The 25316-nt window shown below is 73.1% G+C and carries 18 protein-coding genes and 1 tRNA gene; 16 read left to right on the top strand and 3 right to left on the bottom strand.

Features of this window, described 5'->3' with window-relative positions; genetic code table 11:
• Window positions 1–97 precede the first annotated feature (97 nt).
• A complete protein-coding gene (locus V2J63_RS06700; RefSeq protein ID WP_331230241.1) occupies window positions 98–691 on the top strand; it encodes a DEAD/DEAH box helicase family protein in 594 nt (197 codons plus the stop codon).
• Between the two features lie 159 nt (window positions 692–850).
• Here the strand turns inward: V2J63_RS06700 and V2J63_RS06695 are convergent, their stop codons facing one another.
• Window positions 851–3202, bottom strand: coding sequence for a glycoside hydrolase family 43 protein (locus V2J63_RS06695; protein ID WP_331230240.1), 2352 nt, complete (start codon window positions 3200–3202; stop codon window positions 851–853).
• Between the two features lie 735 nt (window positions 3203–3937).
• Window positions 3938–5083, bottom strand: coding sequence for a glutathione-independent formaldehyde dehydrogenase (locus V2J63_RS06690; RefSeq protein ID WP_331230239.1), 1146 nt, complete (start codon window positions 5081–5083; stop codon window positions 3938–3940).
• Window positions 5084–5527: 444 nt separating this feature from the next.
• On the opposite strand from V2J63_RS06690, the gene V2J63_RS06685 reads away from it, so the two are divergent.
• On the top strand, window positions 5528–7837 hold the full coding sequence (locus tag V2J63_RS06685) for a sodium-translocating pyrophosphatase (protein ID WP_331230238.1): 2310 nt from the start codon (window positions 5528–5530) through the stop codon (window positions 7835–7837).
• 75 nt (window positions 7838–7912) lie between these two features.
• Here the strand turns inward: V2J63_RS06685 and V2J63_RS06680 are convergent, their stop codons facing one another.
• The gene (locus tag V2J63_RS06680; RefSeq protein WP_331230237.1) at window positions 7913–9964 is read right to left on the bottom strand and encodes a bifunctional metallophosphatase/5'-nucleotidase; all 2052 of its coding nucleotides are present in this window, start codon (window positions 9962–9964) and stop codon (window positions 7913–7915) included.
• A gap of 232 nt (window positions 9965–10196) precedes the next feature.
• On the opposite strand from V2J63_RS06680, the gene V2J63_RS06675 reads away from it, so the two are divergent.
• From V2J63_RS06675 to V2J63_RS06610, 14 genes are all read left to right on the top strand, one after another.
• Window positions 10197–10931, top strand: coding sequence for a histidine phosphatase family protein (locus V2J63_RS06675; protein ID WP_331230236.1), 735 nt, complete (start codon window positions 10197–10199; stop codon window positions 10929–10931).
• Window positions 10921–11826, top strand: coding sequence for an NAD(P)H-hydrate dehydratase (locus tag V2J63_RS06670; RefSeq protein WP_331230235.1), 906 nt, complete (start codon window positions 10921–10923; stop codon window positions 11824–11826). Before V2J63_RS06675 ends, V2J63_RS06670 begins: the two co-directional genes overlap by 11 nt.
• Window positions 11826–13373 carry a DUF7059 domain-containing protein gene (locus V2J63_RS06665; protein ID WP_331230234.1) on the top strand — a complete coding sequence of 516 codons (1548 nt, stop codon included), beginning with the start codon at window positions 11826–11828 and terminating at the stop codon, window positions 13371–13373. Before V2J63_RS06670 ends, V2J63_RS06665 begins: the two co-directional genes overlap by 1 nt.
• A gap of 157 nt (window positions 13374–13530) precedes the next feature.
• Window positions 13531–14391 carry an SDR family oxidoreductase gene (locus V2J63_RS06660; RefSeq protein ID WP_331230233.1) on the top strand — a complete coding sequence of 287 codons (861 nt, stop codon included), beginning with the start codon at window positions 13531–13533 and terminating at the stop codon, window positions 14389–14391.
• A gap of 26 nt (window positions 14392–14417) precedes the next feature.
• On the top strand, window positions 14418–15140 hold the full coding sequence (locus V2J63_RS06655; RefSeq protein ID WP_331230232.1) for a YqjF family protein: 723 nt from the start codon (window positions 14418–14420) through the stop codon (window positions 15138–15140).
• A 194-nt stretch (window positions 15141–15334) separates the two neighbouring features.
• Window positions 15335–16510: an FUSC family protein gene (locus V2J63_RS06650; protein ID WP_331230231.1), complete on the top strand. Its 1176-nt coding sequence runs from the start codon at window positions 15335–15337 to the stop codon at window positions 16508–16510.
• A 148-nt stretch (window positions 16511–16658) separates the two neighbouring features.
• Window positions 16659–19457: a type I DNA topoisomerase gene (gene topA, locus V2J63_RS06645; RefSeq protein WP_331230230.1), complete on the top strand. Its 2799-nt coding sequence runs from the start codon at window positions 16659–16661 to the stop codon at window positions 19455–19457.
• A gap of 57 nt (window positions 19458–19514) precedes the next feature.
• A complete protein-coding gene (locus tag V2J63_RS06640; RefSeq protein ID WP_331230229.1) occupies window positions 19515–19838 on the top strand; it encodes a hypothetical protein in 324 nt (107 codons plus the stop codon).
• Window positions 19839–19902: 64 nt separating this feature from the next.
• Complete coding sequence (locus tag V2J63_RS06635; protein ID WP_331230228.1) at window positions 19903–20172, top strand: hypothetical protein; 270 nt, start codon at window positions 19903–19905, stop codon at window positions 20170–20172.
• Window positions 20173–20248: 76 nt separating this feature from the next.
• Entirely contained in the window at window positions 20249–21277 is a 1029-nt protein-coding gene (locus tag V2J63_RS06630; protein WP_331230227.1) for a Gfo/Idh/MocA family protein, read from the top strand.
• A 57-nt stretch (window positions 21278–21334) separates the two neighbouring features.
• Window positions 21335–21997 (top strand): dTMP kinase, encoded by a 663-nt coding sequence (tmk, locus tag V2J63_RS06625; protein WP_331230226.1) that lies wholly within the window; start codon window positions 21335–21337, stop codon window positions 21995–21997.
• Entirely contained in the window at window positions 21994–23211 is a 1218-nt protein-coding gene (locus tag V2J63_RS06620) for a DNA polymerase III subunit delta' (RefSeq protein WP_331230225.1), read from the top strand. The genes tmk and V2J63_RS06620 overlap by 4 nt, the downstream gene beginning before the upstream one ends.
• 183 nt (window positions 23212–23394) lie before the next feature.
• Window positions 23395–24945: an alpha/beta hydrolase gene (locus V2J63_RS06615; protein ID WP_331230224.1), complete on the top strand. Its 1551-nt coding sequence runs from the start codon at window positions 23395–23397 to the stop codon at window positions 24943–24945.
• Window positions 24946–25011: 66 nt separating this feature from the next.
• Window positions 25012–25084 (top strand) — tRNA-Thr (locus V2J63_RS06610).
• Window positions 25085–25316 lie beyond the last annotated feature (232 nt).

Below are 25316 nucleotides of genomic sequence, written 5' to 3'. Positions count from 1 at the left end.
AAACGACTGCGTCTCGTGCGGGTGAGGAGAGGCGCCTCGGGGTGCGCGCATGGGCGGGCAGCGTAGATCGCTGACCCCTGTGTGGCAGAGTCGCTTCATGCGGCTCCTTGTCATCTTCGGTCCTCCCGCCGTCGGGAAGATGACCGTCGGACGGGAGATCGCCAACCGCAGCGAGTTCCGCCTGCTCCACAACCACGCGTTGATCGAGCCTCTCCTGGAGGTCTTCGACTACGGCACGCCGCCGTTCAATCGCCTCCTGAGCACCTGGCGCGCTCAGGTCGTCGAGGAAGCCGCCTCGTTCGGCACGGACCTGCTGCTCACGTACGTCTGGGGACTTGACCTGCAGACGGACGCTGACGAGTTGGCCACGCACATCCGCCCTTATGTCGAAAGGCGCGCGGATGTGGCCTTCGTGGAGCTGGCCGCGGACCTGGACACGCGCCTGCAGCGGAACCGGACCGAGCTGCGCCTGGCGGAGAAGCGGTCAAAGCGGGACGTGCCGTGGTCGGACTCCAACGTCCGCGACATGGAGCGCTTCGTCATGAACACGGGGCATGAGGCCAGTCTCGGCCTACCGCTTCCGGGCGCCCTCCTGCTCAGCGAGCACCGCCACATGCGCCTCGACAACAGCCGGCTCGCCCCTCACGAAGCGGCCGCCCAGATCCTCACCTGGGTGGACCGCTCGCGATAAGTGCGCGCGCGATCTGACGCTCGCCTGGAGCGACTGGGCTGTCAGTGGTGAGCTGCCCGTCGGCCGCCGGAACTCGGAGGCGCGCGGCGGGCTCGGTGGAACGACAGATGCCGGCGGCGAGGGGGTCCTCGCCGCCGGCATCCGGCCGATCCGCTCGAGCTAGCCGCCGCAGCTCGAGGCGGAGTAGTCCTCGACGAAGGTCTGCGTGAACTCCTCGCCGTCGATCATCGCGCGGGCGGTCACCTCGACCTCACCCGCCGGGATGTTCACCGCGCGGGTCGTGAAGGCTTGGGCGACGCCCCTGCCCGGCGCGAGGTTCGTGAAGGACTTCGAACCGTAGCTCGACGAGACCTCGAGGTTCACCGGCACCTCGCTGTCGTTCCCGAGCCGGACGGCGAGCACCGTCCTGCCGACCACGCAGCGCATGGCGACGTCGGTCGTGACGTCGAGCCCCGTGCCCTCGGCCACCGTCGTCACGGTCGTCTCGTTGCCCGCGTTGTCGGTCGCGACGGCGGTGATCGTGCGGTCGCTGGCCGCGGCGTCGAGGGTGACGGTGGGCGCGCAGTCCGTCCACGCGCCGTCCTCGACCTGGTACTGGCAGGACGCCAGGCCCGAGTTCTCAGCGCCGTTGGCGGGCGCCGGGTCGGTCGCCGCGATCGCGAGCTCCGCGCCGTCGACCGAGGCGGTGACGGTCGGCGCCGTCGTGTCGAGCTTGTAGGACACGTCGACGGTCCACAGCATGACGTCGTCTCCGCCGAGGGAGGCGTCCCGGTACTCGACCTGGGCCCAGTTCGTCCCCTCGACCGCGTTGACCGGCAGCGTCATACCCTGGGTGATCCCGGACGTGATGATGTCGGGCGAGACGACGCGAGGTCCGTCGTTGTGGCCCTCGACCAGGCGCAGCCACGCGGGCGCGTGGTCGGTGCCGTTGAAGTCCGTCCAGGTCACCTCGAGCTCGGGCGCCTCGTTGACCCACTCGTCCTCGGCGACGGCGGAGCCGTCCTCCGTGACGAGCGAGGTCTCCACGTGGACCGGGGAGTTGTAGTGGCTCATGACGGCCTCCCACTCCTCGAGCGTGACGGGAAGCACCGACCCGTGGCGCGGGCTGACCGGCAGCGACCAGTACGGCGAGGTCTCCGACTCCGCCGTGCAGTTGCTGGACAGGCCCGTGGTGTTGCACCAGGACTGGCCCAGGTACTCCCACTCGTCCGGCGGCAGGTCCATGGAGGGCGAGCGCCAGGCCACGTACCCGCCGCCCGAGGCGTAGTCGATGAAGACGTAGTACATGTCCTCGACGTTGTCCTTGAACACGAGCGGGCCCTCGAGGTTCCCGCCGCTCAGGCCGGGGATCTGCCACTTGCTCGACCCGTTCGGGTCGCCGACCATCGTCCACGCGTTCGGGTTCTCCGTCAGCGGGTTGATCGGGTTCCGGTTCACGACGTGCGGGGTGGTCTCCTCCGCGCCCCACGTGTCGTACAGGTCCTCCCACGAGTCGATGGACTGGAGCAGGACCCGGAAGCCGTTCTCGTCCTTCGTCAGGCGGTAGATCTTGTCGTCCGTGGCGATCATCGTCGAGTCGATCATGCCCCAGCCCTGCCGGCCGGTGGACCGGTCGAGGTTGATCCAGCTGGTCGGCTCGGTGAAGGTCACGAAGTCCCGCGTCATCGCGATCCGGACGCGGTTGTAGGAGATCTGCGAGGTGTTGCGGTTGGCGATGTCGGTGTCCGGGTAGAGGTTCGAGGACCAGAACACGATGTACTGGCCGAGGTTGGGGTCGTAGAACGCCTCGGGCGCCCACACGTTGCCCGCGTGCTCGTCCTCGACCTCGACGAAGCGCGGCTCGGACCAGTTGATGAGGTCGTCCGACTCGTAGATGACGAGGTTGCGGGACCCGCGCGACTGCCGGTACGACCAGGACTGTCCGTCCTGGTAGGTCTTGAGGTCCGTGGCCAGGAGGTAGAAGCGGTCGCCGTCGGCGGACCGGATGAGGGAGGGGTCACGCAGACCGGTCGTCCCGCGGGGCGGGGTCACGGTCTGGAGGATCGGGTCGGAGACGGACGTTCCGTCCTCGTAGTTCACCTCGTACCAGTTGAACGGGTCGTTGCCCTTGGACGCGCTGATCCAGATCTGCTCGCCGTTCCGGCCGCCGTCGTCCCCGCCGTGGAACGACGCGAACAGGTAGCGCTCGTAGACCTTCTCCTCGGGCATCGGCGTCACCGTGACGTCGTAGGTGCAGGTCGCGACGGCGTCGTTGAGGGTCGCCGTCGCCGTCAGCGTCACGTTCGCCGCGGCCTCACCGTTCGCCGGACGAGTCACCCAGCCCGACGTCGAGATGACCTCCGGCGCGCTCGACGCCCAGGCGATGGTCGAGCCCCACTCGCTGCCGACGGTCGGCAGCATGAGGTCGCCGCGCACGTCGGTGAGGTCGGACTGGATCGCCGAGCTGCAGTCGATCTGCGCGTTCTCGTCGTCGGTGGCCAGGGCCGTGACCTCGACCGGAAGCTGGGCCACGGCCGCCGGCGAGGTTGCCAGCATCCCGACGGACAAAGCACCTGCTATCCCGACGGCGAGGAGGCGAGACGAGGCTCTACTTCTGGGTCTCCGGCTCGTCAACGAGGGAGGGTGTGGGAGTTCTGACATCGCATGCTCCTTTGCTCTGCTTTCGCTCACTCGAGGGCCTGTCGCCCTCCGGCGGGACGACCAGGCGGGTGAGTTCGCCTTCGCTCATGGCCACCGATCCCTCCTCGATCACCGGCGACGTCGTTTGTCGCGGGTGGTCGGTGCGGATCTCCAAGCGACTGCGTCCTCGGGACCTGCCGACGTGGTGGGTCAGTAACCGGGTTGGGTCGTTGCGTTGATCGTCTCCTCCTCCCCGCTTGTGCGACTCCCACCCGGGCCGACCGGATGTGCCGCTGTACGTTGCCAAAGAGGGCCGTGCACCAGTCGCTCGCTTGCGTCGTCCACGACCGAGCGCGTGACTGTTAGCGCTAACTCTAGAGCGCGACGCGCGTCATGTCTCCGGGAGACGGGACCGAAGTCGGCCGCCGGCCACCGGGCGCCGGCGCCCGGAGTCGGGAGCCAGGACACCGGCCCCCCTCCCCCTCCCCCTCCCCCTCTCTCGTGATCATGCAGGAGTGCCGCGACACCACGGGAGAGGGCCCGCTGGCTCGGCCAGTTCCGCGCAGCGACGCCGCCCCCGCCCGAGAGCGGGCGGAGGCGGCGTCGTCGTCCTCCGAGAGGCGAGCCCTACGCGGCGCTGCCCGGGTGGAGCAGCACCTTGGTCCAGCCGTCCTCGCGCTTGTCGAAGCGGTCGTAGGCCTCGACGGCCGAGTCGAGGTCGAGCTCGTGGGAGACGATGAACGACGGCTTGGCGCGCCCGGCGATGATGAGGTCGCGCAGCTCGCGGTTGTACGCCTTCACCGGGCACTGACCCCCGGCGATGCTGATCCCCTTCGTGAATGCCTGCCCGTAGTCGAACGCGATCCGCCCTTCCTTGGCCTGCTCCGTGGCCGCGCCCGGGTCCTCGGGCATGTAGACGCCGACGACGCCGATGTGGCCCGTCGCCCGGACCACCGCGACGAGGTTGTCGAGCACCATCTCGGGGTGCTCCTCGCCGCTCGGGTCGTGGGCCTGGTAGCCGACGGCCTCGATGCCGCAGTCGACCCCGAAGCCCTGCGTCGCGTCCATGATCACCTCGGCCGGATCTGCCTTGGAGAAGTCGACCGCGGTGGCGCCGATCTCCTCGGCGAGGCGCAGGCGGTCCGGCTCCTTGTCGACGACGAAGACGCGGGCGGCGCCGCGGAGCATGGCGCTGTAGGCCGCCATGAGCCCGACCGGTCCCGCGCCGAAGACGGCGACCGTCTTGCCCGGACCGACCTTGGCGAGCTCGGCGCCGTGGTACCCAGTGGGGAAGATGTCGGAGAGCATCGTGAAGTCGGCCTCGTTCTCGGTGCCCTCGGGCAGCGTGAGCAGGTTGAAGTCCGCCCACGGCACCCGTAGGTACTCGGCCTGGCCGCCCCAGTACGGGCCCATCGCGGGGTAGCCGTACCCGGCGCCGGGCTGCCCGGAGGGGTTGGCGCGCAGGCACGCGGAGGTGAAGCCGTGGTTGCAGTTGCGGCATGTGCCGCACGCGAGGTTGAACGGGACGGAGACGCGGTCGCCGACCTTGATGCGGTTGACGCCTGAGCCGACCTCCTCGACGATCCCCATGTTCTCGTGGCCGAGGACCATGCCGGCGTCGAGCTCGGCGCGGCCCTCGTAGGGGTGCAGGTCCGACCCGCAGATGTTCGCCGTCGTGATGCGGATGATCGCGTCCAACGGTTCCTCGATCGTGGGCGTGGGCACCTCCTCCACGGCAAGATCGAACGGGCCCTTGAACACGACAGCCTTCATGTGCGTCTCCTCTTGTCCTTCTGCGGGCTGTCCACGCTAGGTCGGGGTCGGGGAGGGCGCCTCTCGGGGTGGTTCGGTACCAGCCGGACTCCGGCGGGACACAGACGGCGAGGGGTGGGGGGGGGGGGGGGGGGTGCCCCCCCTTGTTCCTTGTTTTGTCGGCCCCCCTACGCCCCCCCCCCCCCCCTCCCGGTCGCGCCCCCCCCACCTGTGCCTCCCCCCCCCCACCTCAGCGCGGCTGAGGCCGCCGCCCCGTCGGCGACGCCCGGTGGTACCGCCCGGTACCGGCTGAGCGGTACCGGATGGTCGAGGGCCGTTCGGAGACCTGGCCGCTCGATCCGTGCGTAGAATCCGCCTCAACCTGCGGGGCGGCGCGGATGCCGCCCTGCGCCGTCCGAGCGCTGACGCTGCCGTCGGTGCTCGTCGCACTGCCGAGGAGGGCGGATGCTCGAGCTGGGTGCCACAAGCCTGACCATCGTGGGGGCCATCGCCGTCTTGGCGGTGGTCTCCCTCGTCATAGCGCTGGTGCTCCGGCGCCAGGTGCTGGCTGCCGACGACGGGTCGCCGAAGATGCAGGAGATCGCGCTCGCGATCCAGGAAGGGGCCTCGGCCTACCTCAACCGGCAGTTCCGGACCCTCGCGGTGTTCGCCGCCGTCGTCTGCGCGCTGCTCTTCCTCCTGCCGGGCGAGGCCGACGTCAAGACCGGCCGCGCCATCGCGTTCGTCTTCGGCGCCGGCTTCTCGGCGGCGATCGGCTACCTCGGCATGTGGCTCGCCGTGCGGGCGAACCTGCGGGTGGCGGCCGCCGCCCAGCGGCCTGACGGGCGGACGGAGGGTGCGCGCATCGCCTTCCGCACGGGCGGCGTCGTCGGCATGTCCGTCGTCGGGCTCGGTCTCCTCGGGGCCGCCGGCATCGTCCTCATCTACCGCGGCGACGCCCCCGCCGTCCTCGAGGGCTTCGGATTCGGGGCCGCCCTGCTCGCGATGTTCATGCGCGTGGGCGGTGGGATCTTCACGAAGGCGGCCGACGTCGGCGCCGACCTCGTCGGCAAGGTCGAGAAGGGCATCCCCGAGGACGACCCCCGCAACGCCGCGACCATCGCGGACAACGTCGGGGACAACGTCGGCGACTGCGCCGGCATGGCCGCGGACCTCTTCGAGTCCTACGCCGTCATGCTCGTGGCGTCCCTCCTCCTCGGCAAGGCCGCGATGGGGGAGCAGGGCATCATCTTCCCGCTCATCGTCACGGCCATCGGCGCGATCGTCGCCGTCGTCGGCGTCTTCATCACCCGGGTGCGAGGCAACGAGAACGGCCTGACGGCCATCTACCGCGGCTTCTACATCTCCGCGCTCATGGGTGCGGTGCTCGGGGCGGTCGCGGCGTTCGTCTACCTGCCCTCCTCCTTCGCCGCGATCGAGGGTGTGAGCGACGAGCTCGCCCAGCACAGCGGCGACCCGCGCGTCGTGACCGCAGCCGCCGTGGCCATCGGCGTCCTCCTCGCCGGCGTCATCCTCTGGGTGACCGGGTACTTCACCGGGACGACGTCGAAGCCGACGCTCCACGTCGCGGCGACCTCCCGGACGGGCGCGGCCACGGTCGTCCTGTCGGGGATCGGCGTCGGGTTCGAGTCCGCCGTCTACACGGCCGGCATCATCGCCGCGGCCATCTGCGGCGTCTTCCTCCTCGCGGGCGGCTCGGTGTGGCTGTCCCTCTTCCTCGTCGCCCTCGCCGGGTGCGGGCTCCTGACGACGGTCGGCGTCATCGTCGCCATGGACACCTTCGGGCCCGTCTCGGACAACGCGCAGGGCATCGCCGAGATGTCCGGCGAGGTCAACGAGGAGGGTGCGCAGATCCTCACCGACCTCGACGCCGTCGGGAACACGACGAAGGCCATCACGAAGGGCATCGCCATCGCGACGGCGGTGCTCGCGGCGACCGCCCTGTTCGGCTCGTACGCCGACGCCGTGGGCCAGTCCCTCGCCACGATCGCCGAGACGGGCGACGAGGTGGTGAGCGGCGTCGTCGCGGCCATGCTCAGCTACGAGATAATCTCCCCGGTCACGCTCGTCGGGGTCATCCTCGGCGGCGCCACGGTCTTCCTCTTCTCCGGCCTCGCCATCGACGCCGTCACCCGGGCGGCCGGCGCCATCGTCTTCGAGGTCCGCCGCCAGTTCCGCGAGTACCCCGGGATCATGACCGGCGAGGTCCGCCCGCAGTACGGCAAGGTCGTCGACATCTGCACGCGCGACTCCCTGCGCGAGCTCGCGACACCCGGCCTGCTCGCGGCGTTCGCGCCCATCGCGGTCGGGTTCGGCCTGGGCGTCGGGCCGCTCGCCGGGTTCCTCGCCGGGTCGATCGGCGCCGGTGTCCTCATGGCCGTCTTCCTCTCGAACTCCGGCGGCACGTGGGACAACGCGAAGAAGATCGTCGAGGACGGGCACTACGGGGGCAAGGGCTCGGAGGCGCACGCCGCGGTCGTCATCGGCGACACGGTCGGTGACCCGTTCAAGGACACGGCCGGCCCGGCGATCAACCCGCTCATCAAGGTGATGAACCTCGTGGCGGTGCTCATCGCGCCGGCCGTCGTCCAGATGAGCGTCCCGGCGGACGCGAACCACGTGCTCCGGATCGGCATCGCGCTCGCGGCGGCCGCCGTGGCGTTCGGGGCGGTCATCGCCTCGCGGCTGCGGGCGGCCAAGATCGACGCCGAGAACGAGCTGCGCGCAGACCGCGAGGACGCCCGCGTCGGCTGAGGCTGGCTGCCACGCTCCAACCACCACGGGCCCCACTCCGGGAGGAGCGGGGCCCGTGGTGCGTGCGCGTCAGCCTCAGCCGAGCTGGTGCCGCCTGCGCGCCGTGAGCGCGAGGGCCGCGCCGCCGATGAGCAGGGCTGCAAGGGCACCGAGCGCGGGGCCTGTCGCGGCACCCGTGGCGGGGAGCTGTCCGCCACCACCGGCGGTCGGGGCCGGGCTCGGACCGTCGGTGGACGGTGCGGTGGTGGGCTCGGTCGGCGCCTCCGTCGGGACGGCGGTCGTCGGCTCCTCGGTGGGCGTGGGCGTGGGCGTCGGGACCTGGTCCGGCGCCGTGACGAGCCACCAGTTCTCCTCGTAGAAGTCGGCCGGGTCGATGACCTCCCGCTCGGTGGCCCAGTCGATGAGGAGCTGGCGGATCTCGAGGAGCTCGTCGTAGACGAGCGGTGCCTCGGCGACGTGCGGGAACGCCCCGCCGCCGCTCTGGCGGTAGTTGTTCACCGCCATGACGAAGAGGTCGTCGTCACCGACAGGCGTGCCGTCCGGGTAGGACAGGGCGGCGATCCGCTCACCCACCGGCTGCGAGATGTCGATGTAGTACTCGAGGCCGGAGACGACGTCGTAGTTGTAGTCCGGGACGCCGTCGGGCCGGTCGGGGTAGACGGCGTTGGTGCCGGTCTCCGGGTCGAACGTCGCCCCCTCCTCGACCTCGTTGAAGTACCGCGCCGAGTACTCGAGGTAGTCGCGCAGCTGGGCGCCCGTCAGCTCGACCGCGCGCAGGGTGTTCTCGTAGATGTACAGCCCCGCGATGTCGCGGATCGTCACCTCGCCGCGGGGGAAGACGGCGGTGCGGGAGAACGGCGACGCCTGGGAGATGACGTACCGGTCGGCGTGCTCGCCGCCGGCGAGCGCCGCCCGGACCGTCTCGGCCTGGACGTGGTTGATGAAGTCGATGATCGGGGTGTCCTCGTACCGCGACGTCGCGGCCGGGAGGTCGGTCACCGACTCGGCCACCGGGGTGTTGACGTAGTCGATCGTCGTCTCGTGCGCGTCGAGGAGCGCAGCGGCCAGCTCCGGGTCCTCGTCCGTCTCGTGGCCGTAGTGGGGGACGGCGGCGGGGGCGTTGCCCTCCGACCAGTCGACCTGCCACCCGTCGTCGTCCGGGACGAGGTTGAGGGTGGTCTCGGTGACCCCGCGGGCCCAGTAGGCGGGCTGCGTCATGAGGACCGGGTCGCCCTCGATGTTCGTGTACACCTGCTGGGGCACGTCCTGGTGGGAGTGGCCGGCGACGAGGACGTCGATGCCCGGCGCGAGGTAGGCGATGTTGTTGATGACGTCCTCGGGCAGCAGCTCCGGGTCGTAGGCGTCGTTGGGCACGTTGCCCTCGCCGGTGTGGGCGATGACGACGACGACGTCGGCCTGCTCCTCGACCACCGGCACCCACTCCTGCGCGGCGGTGACCATGTCCTGGAACTCGAGGATGCCCTCGACGTGCTGCTTGTCCCAGTAGCGAACGCCCGGGGTGACGAGGCCGAGGACGCCGATCGTCACCTCCTCGCCGTCGATCGTGCGCTCGATGAGCTCGTAGGGCTGGTGGTAGGGCTCGCCCGTGGCGACCTCGATGACGTTCGCGCCGAGGAGCGGTGCGTCCAGGTCGGCGGTGTAGGCGCCGAGCATGTCGAGCCCGTAGTTGTACTCGTGGTTACCGACCACCTGGGCGTCGTAGCCGATGAGGTTGAACGCCTCCGCCATGGGGTGGGTGATGGCGCCCGAGAGCACCTCGTCCGCCCCCTCGCCCATGCCGTAGTAGTACGTGAGGGGCGTGCCCTGGATGGCGTCACCGTTGTCGAGGACGACGACGGACTCCTCACCCTTGGCCGCGCGCACGTCGTCGACGACCGTCGCGACCCGGGTGAGACCGAGGACGTCGTCCTCCTCGTACGGGGCGTTTGCGAAGTAGTCCCAGTTGAAGACGTGGCCGTGGGAGTCGGTCGTGGCGAGGAGGGTGAGCTCAAGGCTCTCGTCCTCCACGGCGGCCCCGGCGGGGGCGGCGAGGCCGACGAGCAGGAGCGAGGCGGTTGCGGCTGGGATGACGCGGCGAGGAGCTCGTCCTCGGTCAGCGGAGATCATCAGGTGGTGTGGTCCTTCGAGGCAGGCCCGTGGTCCGGGCGGAGAGCGGGACGCGTCGAGGCTACGGCCACCGGTACGGCGACGGGAAGGGGGCCGGCGTGCGCGGTCTCGCGGGTCGGGCGCCCACGGTGAACGCGCGGCGGCGGCGCGGTGGCCGGGGGGTGTCGGACGGTGGGCGGGGTGCGCGCGGGGCGGCGCGCACGGTGCCGCACCCTCCGTTACGTTGGCCGCCATGGGTGCAACCGAGCTGCTTCTTGTCCGCCACGGGGAGAGCACGGGGAACGTCGCCGCGGCCCGCGCCTACCGCACGGGCGCGGAGACGATCGAGGTGCCGGCCCGGGACGCCGACGTCGAGCTCTCCCCGACCGGCATCGAGCAGGCGCGGGCGCTCGGCCGTTGGCTCGAGGGCCTCGCGCCCGGCGAGCGCCCCGACGCCGTGTGGTCCTCCCCGTACCGCCGGGCGCTCGGCACCGCCCGCGCCGCCCTCGAGGTGGCCGGCCTCGAGCTGCCCCTGCGGGTGGACGAGCGGCTCCGGGACCGCGACCTCGGGATCACCGACACGCTCACGGGCGCGGGGATCCGCCGGCGCTACCCCGAGGAGGCCGAGCGCCGTGACTGGCTCGGCAAGTTCTACTACCGGCCGCCGGGCGGTGAGTCGTGGGCGGACATCGCCCTGCGGGTGCGGACCGTCCTCGCCGACCTCGAGCGCCAGCGCCACCACGAGCGCGTGCTCATCGCGTGCCACGACGCCGTCGTCCTCGTCTTCCGCTACGTCTGCGAGGGGATGGACGAGGAGAGCGTCCTCGAGGTGGGCCGGACGTCGGGGGTCCGCAACGCCTCGGTGACCCGCCTCGTGCGGGACGAGGACGACCAGGTGTGGACCCTCGCGGACTACAACCTCACCGACCACCTCCGCGACGAGGGAGCCCCTGTGACCGACCAGCCGGCGACGACCGATGACCGCTGACCCGACCGGGTGCCCCGCCGACGGCGCCCCGCGCCTCATCACGCCGGCCGCGCTGCGCGCCTGGCCGCTGCCCGAGCCGGGCGCCTCGAAGTACGAGCGCGGGCAGGTCGTCGTCGTCGGTGGCGCGCGCGGCACGCCGGGGGCGGCGATGCTCGCGGGCCTCGCCGCCCTGCGCGTGGGGGCCGGGAAGCTGTCCTTTGGGGTGGCGCGGTCCGTCGCCGCGCCCGTCGCCGTGGCGATCCCCGAGTCGGGGGTCGTCGGGCTCGACGAGGAGGACTCCGGGTCCCTCACCGGTGCCGGGCTCGAGGCGCTCGGGTCACGGCTCGGACGGGCGGCGGCGGTCCTCGTCGGCCCGGGCCTCGACGAGCCGGAGGGCACCGAGCGGCTCCTGCGCGGCGTCGTCGAGCGGCTCGCGCCCGGCACGCCCGTGGCCCTCGACGCCTTCGCCGTCGGCGTCCTGCCCGAGCTCGAGGAGGATCTCCTCGCGCAGCTGCGCGGGCGGCTCGTCCTCACCCCGAACACCTCGGAGGCGGCCCGGCTCCTCGGCGTCGACGAGATCGAGGAGGGCGGCCTGGCCGAGGCCGCCGGCACCATCGCCGAGCGGTACGGCGCCGTCGTCGCGTGCGGAAGCCTCGTCGTCGGCGGCGGGCAGGTCTGGGAGAAGACGAGCGGCGACCGGGGCCTGGGCACCTCCGGGAGCGGTGACGTCCTCGCCGGCGTCGTCGTGGGCCTCCTCGCCCGCGGTGTCGAGCCGGTGCAGGCCGCGTCCTGGGCCGTGCACGTCCACGGCGCGGCCGGGGACCGCCTCGCCGCGCGCGTGGGCCGGGTCGGCTTCCTCGCCCGCGAGCTCCTCGACGAGCTGCCCGGCGTGCTCGGCGAGCTCGGGGGCACGTGATGGACGCCCCCGGCACCGATCCCGGTCTCGTCGCCGCCCTCCGCGCCGACCTCGTCTCCGGCGACCTCACCGTCGAGGGGCTCGACGCGCTCGTCGGCCCGCTCGCGGCCGCCGCGCTCCACCGCGAGCAGCGGGTCCCGGCGCTGCGGGCGGCCCGTGCCGCCGGCAGCGAGCCCGCCGCCGTCCTCGCCCGCGTCTTCATGCTCGGTGACACCGTCCCGCGCCGGGAGCTCGACACCGCCCTGCCGGCGCTCGGGGCCGAGGGGGCGCAGCGGCTCGGGATCGTCCGCGTGGCCGGCGAGGCGCCTGACGACGAGACGGTCGCCGCCGTCGACCTCCGGCCGTACGCGGCGGTCGACGCCGGCGGCACGGCTCGGTGGTGGGTGGCGTCCGACCTCGGTGAGGCCGCGAGCGGTGACGCGCTGCGCGCGGACCACGTCCTCGGGATCGGCGGGGCGTCGCTCACCCTCGCCCAGATCACGATGCGCGAGGCCCGGGGGCGTGCCCTCGACCTCGGCACCGGTTGCGGCGTCCAGGCCCTCCACGCCAGCCGCCACTGCGCGTCGGTCACCGCCACCGACATCTCCGCGCGCGCCCTGCGCTTCACCGCCTTCAACGCCGCGCTCGCGGACACCCGCCTCGACCTGCGTGCCGGGTCGATGCTCGAGCCCGTCGCCGGCGAGCGCTTCGACCTCGTCGTGTCCAACCCGCCGTTCGTCATCACCCCGCCCGCCGCGTACGCCGCGGGCCTGCCCGTCATGGAGTACCGGGACGGACGCCGCGGCGGTGACGACCTCGTGCGGGACCTCGTCACGGGCGTCGGGGCGCACCTCGCCCCCGGCGGCGTCGCCCAGCTCCTCGGGAACTGGGAGCACCACGCGGGCGAGGACTGGCGCGAGCGGGTCGGGGCGTGGCTCGCCGCCGCCGGGCTCGACGGGTGGGTCGTCCAGCGCGAGGTGCAGGACCCGGCGGAGTACGCCGAGACGTGGCTGCGGGACGGAGGACTACGCGCCGGGCTCGACCGCGGTACGTACGAGGCGGCCTACGCCGCGTGGCTCGGGGACTTCGAGGCGCGCGGCGTCGAGGGCGTCGGGTTCGGCTACCTCACCCTGCGCCGGCCGGCCGACGGTGCGGCCCGGCCGCCGTGGCACCGGGTCGAGGACGTCACCGGCCCGGCCCGCCAGCCGCTCGGCGGGCACGTGAGCGCGGTCCTCGCCGCCCATGACTGGCTCGCCGCGCACGACGACGCCGCGCTCGCCGCGCAGCGCCTCGTCACCGCGCCGGACGTGACCGAGGAGCGTCACCTGCGCCCGGGCGCAGTCGACCCGCGCATCCTCATCCTGCGGCAGGGCGGGGGCCTGGGCCGGTTCGTCCAGCCCGGGACGCTCGTCGCCGGGGCGGTCGGCGCCTGCGACGGCGAGCTCACCCTCGGCCAGATCGTCGCCGGGCTGGCCGCCCTCCTCGAGGTCCCGGCCGACGACGTCGCCGCCGAGGTCCTGCCCGCCGTGCGCGAACTCGTCCTCGACGGGTTCCTCGCACCCGCCTGAGCCGCCGGGGTCGTCGCGCGCGCCACACCCGTGACAGGAGTGACGCATGGGGCGTTGCCGTCGTCCCGTCCGTCACACCCGTCACGAGTGTGGCGCGGACCGGCATGGAACCCTCGTCCCGACGTGCGCGCGAGCCCCGTGCTTTGCACCATTGAGCATGAGCACAGACACCCCAGACATCCCAGCCCAGACCCAGGAGTGGCCTGGCGCCACGCCCGCCCTCGACCCGACCCCCGATCACGGTGAGGAGAGCTACACCGGCCGCGAGCGCCTCGTCGGCAAGAAGGCGCTCATCACCGGTGGTGACTCCGGCATCGGCCGCGCGACGGCGATCGCCTACGCCAAGGAGGGTGCCGACGTCGCGATCTCCTACCTCCCGCAGGAGCAGGCCGACGCGGAGGAGACGAAGCGTCAGGTCGAGCGCGCCGGCCTCACCTGCGTGCTCCTGCCAACGGACCAGCGCACCGAGCCGGCCAACGCCGAGCTCGCGCGGCAGGCGATCGAGGCCCTCGGGCAGGTCGACATCCTCGTGAGCAACGCGGCCTTCCAGATGGCCCACCCCGGCGGCATCGAGGACTTCCCGCCGGAGCAGATCGAGCGGACCTTCGCCACGAACGTCTTCGCGACGTTCTGGCTCGTCAAGGCGCTCTCGCCGCACCTCACCGATGGGGCGAGCATCATCGTGACGACGTCGATCCAGGCGTTCCAGCCGTCCGAGCCGCTCCTCGACTACGCCGCGACGAAGGCCGCCCTCAACAACCTCGTCGTCAACCTCGCCGCCGAGCTCGGCCCGCGGGGCATCCGCGTCAACGCTGTCGCACCGGGCCCGATCTGGACCCCGCTCATCCCGGCGACCATGCCGCCGGAGAAGGTCGAGGACTTCGGCGCGCAGACACCGCTCGGCCGCGCCGGGCAGCCGATCGAGGTGGCGACGGCGTTCGTGTACCTCGGCAGCGACGAGGCGAGCTACGTGTCCGGCACCGTCCTCGGCGTCACGGGCGGCCAGCCGGTCTTCTGACGCGCCGGCGGAGGGAGGAGCGCGTGGTGCCGGCCCAGGACCCGCCGCACAGGGTGGGCCTGGCCGCGAACGTCCAGGGGTGGGAGGACATCACCTTCCTCCACTGGAGCTTTCCCGTCACGACCGTCCAGGCGCTCCTCCCGCCCGGCCTGAGAGTCCATGACCTCGACGGCCGGGCGTGGGTGGGCGTGACGCCGTTCCGGATGCGCGACGTCCGTCTTCCCCGCGTGCCGCCCCTCCCGCACCTGTCGACCTTCCCGGAGGTCAACGTCCGGACGTACGTCCGCGACCGGGACGGGACGGCCGGGATCTGGTTCTTCTCCCTCGACTGCCCCCGCCTGCCCGTCATCGGTGCGCTCCGGGTCCTCGGTCTGCCGTACATGTGGGCGGCCATGGCCCTGCAGACCGATCGCGAGCGCGGCAGGGTGGCCTACGCCAGCTCGCGCCGAGCGGGCCCGGGGCCGCGCGGCGCCGGCGTCCGGGCCCTCGTCGAGGCGGGCCCGCGCATCGCGGACCCCGACGACCTCGTCGTCGAGCTCACCGCCCGGTGGTGGGCGTTCAGCCGGCGCGCCGGGCGGGTGTGGCGCGTCCCGGCCGAGCACCCGCCGTGGCCGCTGCACGAGGCGACGGCACGCGTCGATGCCGGCGGCCTCCTCGTCGCCGCCGGGCTGCCGCTCCCGGGCGAGCCGCCGATGGTGCACTTCTCACCGGGCGTCGAGACCCGGCTCGGCCTGCCCCGCCCCGCCTGACCCCGGCTCCCGGCGTGGGCTCCTCGCGTCCTCGGCGGGATATGGGCTCGGGGCGGCAGCGGCGGCCGTCATGGGCACCGTGGCCCTCGTCATCGACCGGACTCGACGGCGCTACCCCGTCGAGGAGGTGCTCCCGGCCCGCGGGGAGACGCTCCCGGCCCGCGGGGGAACGCCCCCGGGGGCACGATGGGGGCATGGGTGACCTTCTCGAGCGCTGGCGCCGGCGCCGTCCCGGCTGGCTCGGGCGCACGTGGGCGCGGCACCCGCGCCTCGCCATGGCGGTGCGCGCCGCCGTCGCCGCGGCGATCGCCTGGTACGTCGGGCTCGCCATGCCGGACCCGCTGGGTGACTACCCCTACTACGCGCCGATGGGCGCCGTCGTCGCGACGTCCTTCACGCTCGCGGGGTCGGTGCGCGAGAGCGTGCAGGCGGTCGCCAGCATCGCCCTCGGCGCGGTGATCGCCCTCGTCATCGACAGCGTGGGCGAGCCGAACGTCCTGGGCGTGGCGCTGGTCGTGGCCCTCGGGGTCCTCGTCGCGGGGTGGCGCGTCCTCGGCTCGATGGGCAGCTGGGTCGTCACCGGTGCGCTCTTCACGCTTGTGTTCGGCCAGACCGACCCGGCTGGCTACGTCGGGGCTTTCGCCGGCCTCACGGCGGTGGGTGCCGCCATCGGTCTGGGCGTCACGTGGGTGTTCCCCGCGCTCCCGCTGGCCCCGGCGCAGGAGGCCGTCATGCGCGTGCGGGCGATGCTCGTGGCGCAGCTGCGCGACCTCGCGGACGGCCTCGACCGCGACACCCCGCCCGACGCGGACGAGTGGGCGGCGCACCGGCGCACCCTCGAGCCCCTCATCGCCACGATGCGCACAGCCGTGCGGGAGGCGGAGGAGGCCGGCCGCGGGAACCGGCGCGCCCGCCACTACGCCGAGCCTCTCGCCCACAGCGTGCAGCAGGCGCGCTCGCTCGACCAGGCCGCGTTCCTCGTCGAGAACCTCACCGAGATCCTCATCTCCGAGGAGCGCGCGGAGAACGAACGCGTCGCGCTCGGGCCCGAGCTGCGGCCGGCGGCGGCCCGCGCGCTGGCGGCGCTCGCGACCGCGCTCGAGACCGTGCGCCACGCCCAGACCTCGGGTGCGGGAGACGACGGTGACGACGACTACGCCGCGGCGGCCGACGCGCTCGAGGGTCTGGTCGCCGAGATGCAGCGGGTGCGCGGGCACTACCCGGACGACGCGTTCCTCCCGGCGAGCGCCGTCGCGTCGAGCATCCGGCGCTGCCTCGACGCGCTGCGCCCGGTCGTCTCGCAGGGGACGGCGTCCTCCAGCAGCCAGGCCGGGCGGGCCGTCCCGGACGGCATCGTCCCGGAGACCTGACATACGGTGGAGGTGACCGAGGCCGACGAGGCGCGCGCCACGCAGCTCCTCCACACACCGCTCCGGCTCCGGCGCGAGGACGATGTACGGTCAGCGCGAGAAACTCTGCCGAGGTCACCCGCCCGGTACCCACGAAGGAAGGTCCCGCGTGACCAGCACCGCCCGCAAGCTCGTCATCGTCGAGTCACCCGCGAAGGCGCGGACCATCGGCGGCTATCTCGGACCCGAGTTCGAGGTCGAGGCGAGCGTCGGGCACATCCGCGACCTGCCCCAGCCGTCCGAGCTCCCCGCGGACATGAAGAAGGGTCCCTTCGGCAAGTTCGCCGTCGACGTCGAGGGGGACTTCGCCCCCTACTACGTCGTCGACGCGGACAAGAAGAAGAAGGTCACCGAGCTCAAGCGGCTGCTCAAGGACGCGGACGAGCTCTACCTCGCCACCGATGAGGACCGCGAGGGCGAGGCCATCGCGTGGCACCTCCTCGACGTCCTCAAGCCGAAGGTCCCCGTCAAGCGGATGGTCTTCCACGAGATCACGAAGGAGGCGATCGCCCGGGCGCTGGAGAACACCCGTGAGCTCGACACGCGCCTCGTCGACGCGCAGGAGACGCGGCGGATCCTCGACCGCCTCGTCGGGTACGAGGTCTCCCCCCTCCTGTGGCGCAAGATCAAGCCCGGCATCTCCGCCGGGCGCGTGCAGTCCGTGGCGACCCGGATGGTCGTCGAGCGGGAGCGTGAGCGCATGGCGTTCCGTGCTGCGTCGTACTGGGACGTCAAGGGCACCTTCACCGGCGGCAGCGAGGAGGCGGCCGAGGGGCGCAAGCCCTTCGTCGCGCGTCTCGTCACGCTCGACGGGAAGAAGGTCGCCACCGGCCGGGACTTCGGCGACGACGGCGCGCTCAAGCCCGCCGCCGTCCGTGCGGAGGCCGTCCACCTCGATGAGACCACGGCGCGCGCGCTCGCGACGGCGCTCGAGACGTCCCCGGCCCGCGTCGTCTCGATGGAGACCAAGCCGTACACGCGTCGGCCCGCCGCGCCGTTCACCACCTCGACCCTGCAGCAGGAGGCCAGCCGCAAGCTGCGCATGAGCGCGCGCGAGGCCATGCGTACAGCCCAGGGGTTGTACGAGAACGGCTACATCACGTACATGCGGACCGACTCCCCGGCGCTGTCCGGGCAGGCGATCTCCGCCGCCCGCCGCCAGGCGGGGGAGCTCTACGGCGCCGAGTACGTCCCCGAGAAGCCGCGGATGTATGCGGACAAGGCCAAGGGCGCCCAGGAGGCGCACGAGGCCATCCGCCCCGCCGGTGACTCCTTCCGCACCCCGGCACAGGTGGCCGGGGAGCTGACCGGCGCCCAGTTCCGCCTGTACGAGCTCATCTGGAAGCGGACCGTCGCCTCGCAGATGGCCGACGCCCGCGGCTCGACCGCCACCCTCCGGGTCGCGGCCACGGCCGAGCTCGCCGACGGCGCGCGCCGCGCCGAGCTGACCGCGTCCGGCACCGTCATCACCTTCCGCGGGTTCCTCGCCGCCTACGAGGAGGGCCGCGACGCCGACCGCTACGGCGAGTCCGGCGGCGACCAGCGCGAGACCCGGCTGCCCGAGGTCCGCGAGGGTGACGCCCTCGACACCGACGAGGTGACCGCCGAGGGGCACGAAACGACGCCACCCCCGCGCTACACCGAGGCCAGCCTCGTCAAGGCGATGGAGGAGCGGGGCATCGGCCGGCCCTCGACGTACGCGGCGACGATCTCGGTCATCACCGACCGCGGGTACGTCGACCGTCGTGGGCAGGCGCTCGTGCCGACGTGGCTCGCGTTCTCGGTGGTCCGCCTCCTCGAGGAGAACCTCCCGCGCCTCGTCGACTACGACTTCACGGCCTCGATGGAGGAGGACCTCGACCGGATCGCCACGGGCACGGAGCAGCGCGTGGCCTGGCTGACGCGATTCTACCGCGGTGACGCCGAGCGTGACGGGCTGCGCACGCTCGTCGAGGGCCTGGGCGACATCGATGCCCGCGCCGTCAACAGCATCGACATCGGCGAGGGCATCACCGTGCGGGTGGGCCGCTACGGCCCCTACCTCGAGCGGGCCGGCGCTGACGGCGGGGCGGACGAGCGCGCGAGCGTCCCTGACGACGTCGCCCCCGACGAGCTGACGCCGGACAAGGCCCGCGAGCTCTTCGCCGCCGGCGCCGAGGACGGCCGCGAGCTCGGTCCCGACCCGGTCTCCGGCAACATGATCATCGCGAAGACGGGACGCTACGGCCCGTACGTCACCGAGGTCCTGCCCGAGGACGAGGATCCCGCGCCGGCCCCGGCCCCCGCGCCCGCCGACGGGCCGGCCGCACCCGCCGCGAAGAAGAAGCCCGCCGCGAAGAAGGCCGCCGCGAAGCCCAAGCCGCGCACGGCGTCGCTGTTCTCCACCATGCAGCTCGAGACGGTCACGCTCGAGGACGCCCTGCGCCTGCTCTCCCTGCCGCGCGAGGTCGGGACCGACCCGGAGTCCGGGGAGGTCATCACGGCCCAGAACGGCCGCTACGGCGCCTACCTCAAGCGCGGCACCGACTCGCGCACCCTGCCGGGCGGTGAGGACCAGATCTTCGACATCACGCTGGCCGAGGCGCTCGAGCTCTACTCCCAGCCCAAGCGCGGGCGCGGCGCGACTGCGAAGCCCCCGCTGCGAGAGCTCGGTGAGGACCCGGTGAGCAAGAAGCCGGTCGTCATCAAGGACGGGCGCTTCGGGGCCTACGTCACCGACGGCGAGACGAACGCGACCCTGCGCAAGGACGACGACATCGAGGAGATCACGCCCGAGCGCGGCTTCGAGCTCCTCGCCGAGAAGAGGGCCAAGGGGCCGGCCAAGAAGAAGCCGACCGTCCGCAAGACGACGACGAAGCGCGCGCCGGCGAAGAAGGCCCCCGCGAAGAAGGCCACGCCCAAGGGGTAGGCCGCCGCTACCCGCCGGGTGGATGACCAGGCGGGCGCCCGTGGCACCATCGGATCCATGGAGACGAACCCGAAGGCCTCGATGCCGCCCCAGACCAAGCAGCTCCTCGCCGTCGCAGCGGTGAGCTCGGTCCTCATCATCGGGCTGGTGGGGCTGTGGCTGGCGGACGTCATCCCGTTCGGGGTCGTCATCGGGGGGATCGCGCTCGTCACGCTCGTCGAGGTCTTCGTCATCCAGCGTGGCCAGCGCCGACGGCGGGAGCGCTCTGCCCGCGCCGAGGCGCTCTCCGCCGGGGCGCCGGCGTCGACGATCGACGCCGGCAGCGCGAACGTGCGCTACGGCTACGACCCCACGAGCGACCTGCCCGGCTCGGGCCGCTAGGTCGGGCGGCCTCGGCCGGACGAAGGCCGGGACACGGTGGTGCCACCCGTGGCAGGGTGGAGTCATGAAGGACTACGTCGACAGTGGCCAGCCGCCCGGCCCGACCAGCTCGAAGGCGTTCCTCTACGTCCCCGTCGGGAGCGCCGTCGTCATCGTCGTCGCCCTCGTCCTCGGCTTCACCGACGTCATCCCGCTCGGGTTCGCGCTCGGCGTCGTCGGCATCGCCGCCACCGCGATGGTCGTCGTCATGTGGTCCTACGCGGAGCGGAGCCCGTACAGCTGGACCCGCACGGGGGTCGCGGACGACGAGGACGACGACGCCCCTCGCCGCTGATCGCGCCGCACGCTGGCCAGCGGCGGGCGCCGGCCCCGACGGCGCCGTGGGCGCACGTCGCCACTAGCCTGGCGCCATGACCTCCGCGCCCACCGCCCTACCTGCCGTGACCGTCCCGGACCCCGCCCAGGCCCCGCCGCTGCGCTGGGGGATCCTCGGCAGCGGCGGCATCGCCGGGCACTTCGTCCGCGAGGTCCGGCCCCGCACGCGCCAGGAGATCGTCGCCGTCGGCTCCCGGACGGCCGATCGCGCGGCGACGTTCGCCGCCGAGCACGAGATCGCCTCCGCGCACGGCAGCTACGCCGAGCTCGTCGCGGACCCCGCCGTCGACGTCGTCTACGTCGCGACCCCGCACAGCGAGCACCGCGACAACGCGCTCCTCGCGATCGGGGCGGGCAAGCACGTCCTCGTCGAGAAGTCGTTCACGCGCAGCGCCGCCGAGGCTGAGGAGGTCTTCGCCGCGGCGCGCGAGCGGGGCGTCTTCGTCATGGAGGCCATGTGGACGCGCTTCCTGCCCCACATGGCGTCGATCCGCGAGATCGTCCGCTCAGGCCGCCTCGGGCAGATCACCGGGCTGTACGCGGACCACGGGCAGCGGCTCGACTTCGAGCCCGCGCACCGGCTCCTCAACCCCGACCTCGCGGGCGGCGCGCTCCTCGACCTCGCCGTCTACCCGATCTCCTTCGCGCACGACATCCTCGGGGTGCCCGACGAGGTCGTCGCCGTCGGGCAGCTGACGGACACGGGGGTGGACGGCCAGGAGACGGTCGTCCTGCGCTACGGGGCGCGCACCCTCGCCGTGTGCACGGCGAGCCTGTGGGCGACGACGGCGACCACCGCGAGCATCAGCGGCGACGAGGGCCGCATCGAGATCGGGCGGGAGTTCTACCAGCCCGCCCCCTACACCGTCGTCGTCGGCGACGAGCGGACCGAGGTCAGCGAGGTGCCCGACGGCGGGTTCCAGTTCCAGGCCGCCGAGGCGGCTCGCTGCATCGCCGCCGGTGAGCAGGAGTCCGCCGTCATGCCGTGGCAGGGCACGCTCGACGTCATGCGCACGATGGACGAGGTGCGCCGCCAGCTCGGTGTCGTCTACCCGGGGGAGTAGCGGCGGCCTTGGGGAGCGGCGGCGTCCGGCGTCGGCGGGCGTCGTTACGCTGGGCCGGTGACACTCCCCGCCGCTGCCGCCTCGCTCGCCAGCCCCGCCGGCGCGGGGCTCTTCGTCGCCCTCGAGGGCGGCGACGGCGCGGGCAAGACCACGCAGGCGCGTCTGCTCGGGGACTGGCTGGGCACCCGGGGGCGCGAGGTCGTCCTCACCCGCGAGCCGGGCGGCACGGCGCTCGGCCGGGTGCTGCGCGAGGCGCTCCTCCACGGCGAGGACCTCGACGCCCGCACGGAGGCGCTCCTCTTCGCCACCGACCGCGCGCACCACGTCCACTCCCTCGTGCGCCCGGCGCTCGCGCGCGGCGCCGTCGTCGTCACCGACCGCTACATCGACTCCTCGGTCGCCTACCAGGGCGGGGCCCGCGGCCTCGGGGAGCAGGAGGTGCGTGACCTGTCGCTGTGGGCCACCCGCGGGCTCATGCCGCACGTCACGGTCGTGCTCGACCTCGATCCCGCCGCCGCGGCCGCGCGTCGCGCCGGCGCCCCGGACCGGCTCGAGCGCGAGGCCGCGGCCTTCCACGAGCGGGTGCGCGCCCACTTCCTCGCCGCCGCTGGCGCGGAGCCCGCGCGCTACCTCCTCGTCGACGCCGCGCAGGCGCCCGATGACGTCCACGCCGCCATCCGGGCCCGGCTCGCCCCGCTGCTCGCCGGGGGCGCGGCGTGAGCGTGTGGGACGACGTCGTCGGGCAGCCCGAGGTCGTCGCGACGCTGCGGTCGGCGGTCCGGGCCGCCCGGCAGGTCGTCGCCCGCGACCTCGCCGGCGGCGCTCCCGAGCCCGCCGTCACCGGGGACGACGAGGCGGCCGGGTCGATGACCCACGCGTGGCTGCTGACGGGGCCGCCCGGCTCCGGGCGGTCCGTGGCGGCGCGCGCGTTCGCCGCCGCGCTCGAGTGCACCGACCCTGACGAGCCCGGCTGCGGGCGCTGCCACGGGTGCACGACGGCGCTCGCGGGCACCCACGCCGACGTCACGGTCGTGCGCACCGAGCGGGTCATCATCAGCATCGACGAGGTGCGCCCCCTCGTCGCGACGGCGCAGCGCTCGCCGTCGCAGGGACGGTGGCGCGTCGTCCTCGTCGAGGACGCGGACCGCATGGTCGAGCGGACGTCCAACGTCCTGCTCAAGGCGATCGAGGAGCCGCCGCCGCGCACGGTCTGGCTCCTGTGCGCACCGAGCCCGCAGGACGTCATCACGACGATCCGCTCGCGCTGCCGGACGATCTCCCTGCGCGTGCCCGGCGCCCAGGACGTCGCCGACCTCCTCGTCCGCCGCGACGGGATCCACCCCGACGTCGCGCTCACCGCGGCGCGGGCGGCGCAGAGCCACGTGGGCATCGCGCGCCGCCTCGCCCGCGACGACGACGCCCGTGCCCGACGGCGGGCGCTGCTCGCCATCCCGGTGAGCATCCGCGGGGTGGGGGACGCCGTCCTCGCCGCGGCCGACCTCGTCGAGCGCGCGCAGGCGCAGGGCAAGGCCGCGACGGAGGAGCGGGACGCGGCGGAGCGCGCCGAGCTCCTGCGCACGCTCGGCGGAGAGGGCCAGCGCACGCTGCCGCCCGCGCTCCGGTCCCAGGTGCGCCAGCTCGAGGAGGACCAGAAGCGGCGCGCCACGCGCGCCCAGCGCGACGTCCTGGACGGCGCCATGGTGGACCTGCTGTCCCTCTACCGCGACGTCCTCGTCGTCCAGCTCGGCGCCGACGTCGAGCTCGTCAACACCGAGCTCCGCGCGCAGGTGCGCGAGCTCGCTGCGTCCTCCGACCCCGAGCAGACCGTGCGCCGGATGGACGCCGTCGCCACGGCGCGCACCCGGCTCGAGGGGAACGTCGCCCCGCTCCTCGCGGTCGAGGCGATGATGGTCGCCCTGCGCCCCCAGGCCTGACCCTCCCGCCCGGCGAACCCCGCCCTGAGGTGATCATGCAGAAGTGCTGGCGCCCGGCGGCACTTCTGCATGATCACGAGGAGGTGGGTGAGGGCGGGTACCGGGCGCCGCGGGGTGGCGGAGCGGGGGGATGCTGGCGGATGGTCGGGGGAGGTGGTGGGGCCGCGCTTGTACTGTGAGGGCGTGTCACGTACCGCGCGCCCAGCCGCCCTGACCGCGTTCGTGGTCGCCGCCCTCCTCCTGTCCGGCTGCTCGGACGCCGAGCCCGAGGAGAGGTCCGCCGAGACCACCCGCGCGGCGTCGTCCGCCCCGGCCGCGGACCTGCCCGCGCCGCCCCCGGGCCTCGAGGACGTCTACGCCCAGGAGGTCGCTTGGGAGGAGTGCGGCTCGCGGTTCGACTGCACCCGTGTAACCGTGCCCCTCGACTACGACGAGCCCGACGGCGAGCAGATCGAGCTCGCGCTCAAGCGTCACGTCACCGAGGACGCCGATACCCGCCTCGGCTCGCTGCTCGTCAACCCCGGTGGTCCCGGCGGGTCGGGGACGAGCTTCGTCGAGGCGGTCGGCATGCTCTTCAGCGAGGACCTCCTCGCCGGGTACGACGTCGTCGGGTTCGACCCCCGCGGTGTCGGGGAGTCCGACGCCATCGACTGCGTGAGCGACGTCGAGCTCGACGAGATCCGCTCCGCCGAGTACGACCTCGACACGGACGCCGGCCTCGCCGAGTACACCGCCGCCACCGAGGAGCTCGCCGCGAGCTGCGCCGAGAACACCGGCGAGCTCCTCGCCCACGTCGACACCGTCAGCGCCGCCCGCGACCTCGACGTGCTGCGGCACGTCCTCGGTGACCCGCAGCTGGCCTACCTCGGCTACTCCTACGGCACGCTCCTCGGCGCCACGTACGCCGACCTCTTCCCGGAGAACGTCGGCCGGCTCGTCCTCGACGGCGCCGTCGACCCCGCGCTCGACTCGACCGGGCTCGTCATGGGGCAGGCGGTCGGCTTCGAGAACGCGCTGCGCGCCTTCGTCGAGGACTGCCTCGCCGGTGACGACTGCCCCCTGTCCGGTGATGTCGACGACGCCGTCGGGCAGGTCCAGGACCTCCTCGCCATGGCCGAGTCCACGCCCCTGCCCACCGGCACGGACCGCGAGCTCACCGTGAGCCTCATGGCCTCAGGCATCATCCTGCCGCTCTACGAGGACGCCTACTGGCCGCTGCTCAGCTCGGCGCTCCAGGCCGCCATGAAGGACCAGGACGGCTCCCAGCTCCTCCTCCTCGCCGACCTCGGCGCCGAGCGCGAGCTCGACGGCAGCTACAGCTCCAACGCCCAGGAGGCGTTCCCGGCCATCAACTGCCTCGACTACCCCGTCGCCACCGACATCGAGCAGATGCGGGCGGAGGCCGAGACGCTCGCCGAGCTCTCCCCGACCTTCGGGAGCATGCTCGCCTTCGGGGACATCGCGTGCCAGACCTGGCCGCACCCCTCCGACGCGGAGCGCGCGCCGATCGCGGCGGAGGGGGCCGCGCCCGTCGTCGTCATCGGCACGACGGGCGACCCGGCGACGCCGTACGAGTGGTCCGTCAGCATGGCGGACCAGCTCGCCGACGCCGTCCTCGTCACCTACGAGGGGCAGGGGCACACCGCCTACGGACGCTCGAACGACTGCATCACCGAGGCCGTCGACGCCTACCTCCTCGAGGGCACCCTGCCCCCGGACGGGCTCACCTGCTGAGCCGCTTTGGTCCTCGGGCCTCGTCCCGGTACAGTTGTCCGCGCTGTCCTGGTCAGCCCAGGACGCGCCGCCTTAGCTCAGTCGGTAGAGCGTCTCACTCGTAATGAGAAGGTCAAGAGTTCGATTCTCTTAGGCGGCTCCGCACACGAGAGCCCCGCTCCTGCAGACGCAGGAGCGGGGCTCTCGTCATCGGTGCGTCCCGCCGCGCGGGCGAGCGGACCGCACCCCGGCGTCCAGCGCCGGGCAGTGCAGGGGCAGCCCACGGTCGGTTCGCCGGCTCCTGCGCCTGACAGCGCTCAACGGTTCGGCGAGCTCCAGCTCCGGAGCGCGCGGCATGGCCACGCCCAGCCCGAGGACAGTCGCGTGCCCAG

The organism is Georgenia wangjunii, assembly GCF_036421975.1.
GTDB lineage: Bacteria > Actinomycetota > Actinomycetes > Actinomycetales > Actinomycetaceae > Georgenia_A > Georgenia_A wangjunii.
The sequence above is the reverse complement of the archived record's forward strand: the minus strand, read 5'-3'. Positions and strand labels throughout refer to the sequence as shown.